1 protein-coding gene is annotated in these 379 nt (G+C 66.8%); it reads left to right on the top strand.

Going from position 1 to position 379, the window contains the following annotated elements; genetic code table 11:
• Window positions 1-331: hypothetical protein (locus tag B7P34_RS36530; RefSeq protein ID WP_223268656.1), on the top strand; the 331-nt coding region annotated here is incomplete at its 5' end.
• Window positions 332-379 lie beyond the last annotated feature (48 nt).

Below are 379 nucleotides of genomic sequence, written 5' to 3'. Positions count from 1 at the left end.
GCGCGAGATCGCCGACGAACTCGGCCTGCACGAATCCACCATCTCCCGGGTGACGACGGCCAAGTACATGAACACGCCGTTCGGCACCTTCGAGCTGAAGTACTTCTTCGGTTCCTCGCTCAACACCGATGCCGGCGGCAACGCGTCCAGCACGGCCGTGCGGGCGCTCATCAAGCAGCTGGTGGCGGCCGAGGACCCGAAAAAGCCGCTGTCCGACAGCCAGCTGTCGTCAATGCTGGAAGAGCAGGACATCCAGGTCGCCCGGCGTACCGTGGCCAAGTACCGCGAAGCCCTCAAGATCGCCCCCGCCAACCTGCGCAAGGCGCTCTGACCGGCGCGCTGCCTCGCTGGCGCGGGTGGGTGTCTGCCGTTCGAGCCC

Source organism: Streptosporangium nondiastaticum, from assembly GCF_003011965.1.
In the GTDB taxonomy this organism is placed as follows: domain Bacteria; phylum Actinomycetota; class Actinomycetes; order Streptomycetales; family Streptomycetaceae; genus Streptomyces; species Streptomyces nondiastaticus.
This window is presented reverse-complemented; position numbering and strand designations above follow the sequence as displayed.